Raw genomic sequence first — 5,094 nt, forward strand, 5'->3', positions numbered from 1 at the left:
GCTCCGGGGCCCGGGCCAGGCCACGGCCGGGCGTCCACGCCCACAGGCCCTCCGCCACCGCAGGTCTCGTCTCCACGAGGTCCTCCTCAGTACGTGCGGCCCGCGACCGCGGATGCCCCGTGCCGGGGTCCGTACGGCGCGTGCTCCAGCCAGGATCCACACCACGGCAGCACCGGCGCCAGGGCCGCCGCGGCCCGCTGCCTGACCCGGACGATCCGGCGGCGCGGCCGCAGATGGTCCAGGGCCGTGCCCGCGGCGGCCATGTTGAACAGGCCCGCCGCGCGCCGCACCTCGGCGAAGTGCGCGACCGCCGCGCCGGTCCCCGCGGCGATCGCCTGGGCGGCTGCCGCCGCGTCCGCGATCCCGCTGTTCATCCCGCGCGCCCCGAACGGCGGGAAGAGATGCGCCGCCTCACCCGCGAGCAGCACCCGCCGGTGCGGATCGGTGAACGAGGCCGCCACCATGCGCAGGAAGCGGTACGTCGACACCCACAGGATCCGGTCGCCGTAGCCGTCCCCCACGATCGCGGGCAGCCGGCGCCGTACGGCCTCCTCGGTGCCGAAGTCCTCCGGCCGGTCGTCGTCGCGGCACTGGACGTCGACCTGGAAGCCCCCCGTGAACGGCACCCGCATCACACCGCGCCCGCCGGCCCCGGGATGCTCGTAGTGGAAGACCCGCTCCAACGGCAGCTCGGCGCCCGGCACATCGGCGACGTCCACGACGACGTGGAAACCCTCGCCGCGGGTGCCCTCCAGCTCGATGCCCAGCCCCTGCCGGACCGCGGAGCGCGCCCCGTCGGCGGCGACCGCGTACGGGCCGCTCCACACCCGCCCGTCCTCGCCGGTCAGTGAGACGCCCGTCTCCGTGGTGCGCACGCCCGTCACACGCGCGCCCCACACGAAGTCGACCCCGGCCCGCTCACAGGCCGCGCGCAGAAACCGCTCGGTATCGGTCTGGCGCAGGCTGGTGAAGGGCGGCGGGCCGGTCACGGGCGGGTAGGTCCGGGTGTAGACCTCCCGGCCCCGGTAGAGGGTGCGCCGGGTGTGCCAGGTCCGTCCGTACGAGGTGATCTCGGCGGCGAGGCCGGGCAGCATCGCCTCCAGCAGGGCGAGGGTCTCCCGGTGCACGAACAGGGCCCGGCTGCCCGGTCGTTCACGGTCCTGCGGGTCCGCCTCCAGCAGCGTGACCGGCAGGCCGTGCGCCCGCAGTGCCAGCGCCGCCGACAGGCCCACCGGTCCGGCGCCCACGACGAGGACTGGGGTCATGCCCGGGCGCCTTCGGCCCTGGGCTCCGCCACGGCGGACAGCATCCGGGCGATCTCCACGCGCTTCACCTTCCAGGTCGCCGTCACCGGCAGCTCCTCGAACCGCCACTGCCGTGGCTCGGCCATCGCGGGCAGCCCGGCCGTGGCCCGCCGCCAGCGCTCCGGGTCCAGGGGCCGCTCGCCGCGCACGCACACCACCGGCACCGGCTCACGGTCCGCCCCCCGCACGATCACGACCTCGCGCAACTCCTCCAGCCGGGACATCAGGGCGTCCTCGACCTCCAGGTTGCTGTGCACGGCGTCGATCCGGTCGACCTCCCGGTCGATCAGGTACAGCGCGCCCAGGCGACTGCGGTAGCCCAGGTCGCCCATCTCCCACCAGCCGTCGCTGAGCTGACGGTCGTAGCGCTCCTGAAGGCCGAGGTAGGTGAGGATCCGGCCCCGGGTGCGCGCCTCGATCCGGCCCGGTGTACCGGGCGGGACCCGCGCGCCGTCGGCGTCGGTGACCCGGACCCGCGTGAAGCCGGGTATCCCGAACCCCACCCGGCGGCCGTCCGCCCGGGTCGCACTGCGCCGGGTCACCGCCTGGAACGCCACCGGGCCCGTCTCGCTCTGCCCGTACAGCTGGATCAGCCAGGGCGTGCGGCGCCGCGACGCGTCCAGCAGCCGCCGCACGGTACGCGGATGGATCGCGTCGAACGTCGAGCCGTACGACCGCACCCGGGACAGCGGCGCCCCGGGCGCACCGGCCAACTCCTCCCACAGCACGAACGTGTTGGGGTGCGTCTCCACGATGCCGGGCCGGTGCCGGACCAGCAGCGGACCGACCGCGGCCGGATCCGGGTCGGTGATCAGCACGAGCGGGCTGCCGAAGTGCAGGAGCACGCCGAGCAGATGGTAGAAACGCGAGTGCACGAACGACATGTGCAGCGCGGCCGTCTCGCCCCGGGTGGGCCAGCCCATCGCCTGCTGCGGCACGAGCCGGTTCCACATGGTCCCCGCGCAGTGCACGGCCAGCTTCGGGACACCGGTGGTGCCGGAGCTGTGGGTGATCAGGGCGGGTTCACGGGGGTGCAGCCGGACGGGTGGGGGCGGTTCGGCCCCGGAGTACGCCGCCAGCGGCTCGGCCCCGGGCGCCTCGTCCACGGTCAGCGTCCGCCGCACGAGCCCGGACAGGCCGACGTCCCCCAGACCGGCCAGCGTCGCGCCGTCGGTGATCAGCCAGGGCCGCCGCAGCCGTGCGAGGAGCTGCCCGGCCACCGTGGGGGTCAGCGTCGGCGACAGCAGCACCGGCACGGCCCCGATACGGGAGACGGCGCAGGTCAGCAGCATGATGTCGACGTTGTCGGCCTTGTGTACGACGACCTGCTCCGCAGGCCGCACCCCGGCCTCCCACAACCGGCCGGACACCTCCTCGACCACCTCGGCCAGCACGCGGTAGCTCAGGTCGACCCCGAGGTCGGGCGCGACGTCGAGCGCCCGGTCGAGCGTGACGAAGACCGCCCCGTGCCGGTCGGCCGCCCGCCGGAAGACCGGTCCCAGGTAGAACCCTCGGTCGGCGAGCAGGTGCTGTCGCATGGGGTGGTTCCTCTCCGTGGTGTTCACCAGGCGCCCTTCCGGACCAGATGGCGGCGGAGCTTCCCGGTCGGGGTGCGGGGCAGCGACGGCACGAGACTGACGCTGCGGGGGACCTTGAACGCGGCGAGGCTCTCCCGCGCCAGGCCGAGCAACTCGTCGGCCAGACCGTCCCGGACGGGCGGGGCGGGGACCACGAAGGCCCGTAGCCGGCTCGCGCCGCGCCCGTCCGGAACGGCCGCGACCGCCACCTCCCGCACCGCCGGATGGCCGCGCAGCACGGCCTCCACCTCCAGCGGGGAGACGGTGATGCCGCCGACCATCTCCATGTCGTCCGCGCGGCCCAGATGCCGGTAGGCGCCGTCCGGTTCGCGGCAGGCCCGGTCCCGCGTGGCCAGCCAGCCGCCCACGAGGGTCCGGGCGGTCTCCTCGGGCCGGTTGAGGTAGCCGGGCGTCACCGTCGGCCCGCGCACCCACATCTCGCCCTCGTCGCCGTCCGGGACCGGGTGGCCGTCACGGTCGCGCAGCTCCACCTCGAAGCCGGGGACAGGCGGGCCGACGGTGCCCGTGCGGTTGTGGGCGAAGCCGTTGGCGCAGAAGGCGTGACCGGCCTCGGTGGAGCCGATCTGCTCCAGCACCGGCGCGCCCAGCAGCGCGGTCACCTGCTGTGCCAGCCCCTCCGGAAGCCCCTCGCCGGCCGACACCGCGGCCCGCACCGAGGCGAAGCAGCCCTCGTGCCCGTGGCCCCGCTCGGTGACCAGCGCGGCGTAGGCGGACGGTACGGAGTACAGCAGCGTCACCCGGTGCCGGGCGACGAGTTCGTCGGTGATGGCCGGTCCGGGCCGCCGGTCCACCAGGACGGCGGACGAGCCGGAGAACAGCGGGAAGACGAACGCGTTGCCGAACCCGTAGGCGAAGAACAGCTTCGACACCGACAGGGTGACGTCCTCGGCGGTGATCCGCAGCACCCGCCGCCCGACCAGGTCGTGGTACGTCCGGGGATCGCCGTGCGTGTGCACGACGCCCTTGGGGCGGCCGGTGGTGCCGGACGTGTACTGCACGTAGAGCGGGCTGTGCGCGTCGACCTGGTGGGCGGGGGCGGGCCCGGCGCCGGGGGCCAGGGCCATCAGCTGATCGGCACCCAGCCCCGGCCGGCCGGCGAACCGCGTCTCCAGGCCGGGCCCCGTCACACACAGCGCGGCGTCGGTGTCCTCGGCCAGGAACGCGTGGTCGGCGGCGGGCAGTTCGGGGTTGACCAGGACCGCGACGGCACCGAGGCGGGCGGCGGCGAGGAACGCCGTGACCCAGGCGAGGGAGTCCGGCAGCGCCAGCAGCACCCGGTCGCCGGGGCGCACCCCCTGCCCGGCCAGCACGGTGGCCGCGCGGGCGGCGAGGTCGTGCACCTCACCATGGGTCCAGGCGCGGTGCCCCTGGTGGAAGGCGGCCCGCCCGGTCCAGCCGCGCCGCTCGGCGAGCTCCGCGAGATGGGCCGCGAGATTGCCTGGCGCCTCGGTGCCGGCCGGGTCCAGCGTGACCTGCGGACTGGTCATCGCCGTGCCTCCCCGGCTGCCCGGGCCGTCCGCCCCGGCGGGCCCTGGCGCCGCATCGGGTCGGCCGTGTGCTGGTGCAGGGCCCGCATCGGGGCCGCCGTCTTCAGCAGCATCTCGTCGTACTCCGCGTCGGGATCGGAGTCGAGCACGATCGCGCCGCCCGTGCCCAGATGCATCACGCCGTCGGCGAAGACCGCGGTGCGGATCACGATGCTGAGGTCCGCGCCGCCACCGCAGCCGAAGTAGCCGAGGGCGCCGGAGTAGACGCCGCGGGCCTCGGTCTCCAGTGAGTCGATGATCTCCAGCGTGCGCAGCTTCGGCGCGCCGGTCATCGACCCGCCGGGGAAGCAGGCCCGCACACAGTCCACCGCGTCCGTGCCGGGCCGCAGCCTGCCCTCCACGGTCGACACCAGCTGGTGCACGGTCGCGTACGTCTCCGTCGCCATCAGCTTGGAGACCCGCACGGTCCCGGTCCGGCAGACCTGCCCGAGGTCGTTGCGCAGCAGGTCCACGATCATCAGGTTCTCGGCCCGGGTCTTGGCGTCCGACGCGAGCGCGTCCCGCAGCCGGGCGTCCTCCTCCGGCCCGTCGCCCCGGGGCGCGGTGCCCTTGATGGGCCGGGCCTCGGCGGTGCCGTCCCGGCCGATCCGCAGGAACCGCTCGGGCGAGGAACCGGCCACCTCCAGCTCCCCGAACCTCAGGAAC

At 75.1% G+C, this 5,094-nt stretch carries 4 protein-coding genes; all 4 read right to left on the reverse strand.

Annotated elements, in window-relative coordinates; translation table 11 throughout:
* Window positions 1-86 precede the first annotated feature (86 nt).
* Window positions 87-1,265 carry an FAD-dependent monooxygenase gene (locus ABZ281_RS37210; protein ID WP_356662457.1) on the reverse strand — a complete coding sequence of 393 codons (1,179 nt, stop codon included), beginning with the start codon at window positions 1,263-1,265 and terminating at the stop codon, window positions 87-89.
* Window positions 1,262-2,842, reverse strand: coding sequence for an AMP-binding protein (locus tag ABZ281_RS37215; protein ID WP_356662458.1), 1,581 nt, complete (start codon window positions 2,840-2,842; stop codon window positions 1,262-1,264). Before ABZ281_RS37215 ends, ABZ281_RS37210 begins: the two co-directional genes overlap by 4 nt.
* Window positions 2,843-2,865: 23 nt before the next feature.
* A complete protein-coding gene (locus tag ABZ281_RS37220) occupies window positions 2,866-4,389 on the reverse strand; it encodes an AMP-binding protein (protein WP_356662459.1) in 1,524 nt (507 codons plus the stop codon).
* The coding region (locus ABZ281_RS37225) for an anthranilate synthase component I family protein (RefSeq protein WP_356662460.1) at window positions 4,386-5,094 on the reverse strand (709 nt) is incomplete at its 5' end. The genes ABZ281_RS37220 and ABZ281_RS37225, both read right to left, overlap by 4 nt.

This window comes from Streptomyces sp. NPDC006265 (assembly GCF_040613555.1).
Taxonomy (GTDB): domain Bacteria; phylum Actinomycetota; class Actinomycetes; order Streptomycetales; family Streptomycetaceae; genus Streptomyces.

Coding starts and splice junctions, on each gene's coding strand:
- ABZ281_RS37210 (WP_356662457.1), bottom strand. CDS start 1,265: ATGACCCCAGTCCTCGTCGTGGGCGCCGGACCGGTGGGCCTGTCGGCG.
- ABZ281_RS37215 (WP_356662458.1), bottom strand. CDS start 2,842: ATGCGACAGCACCTGCTCGCCGACCGAGGGTTCTACCTGGGACCGGTC.
- ABZ281_RS37220 (WP_356662459.1), bottom strand. CDS start 4,389: ATGACCAGTCCGCAGGTCACGCTGGACCCGGCCGGCACCGAGGCGCCA.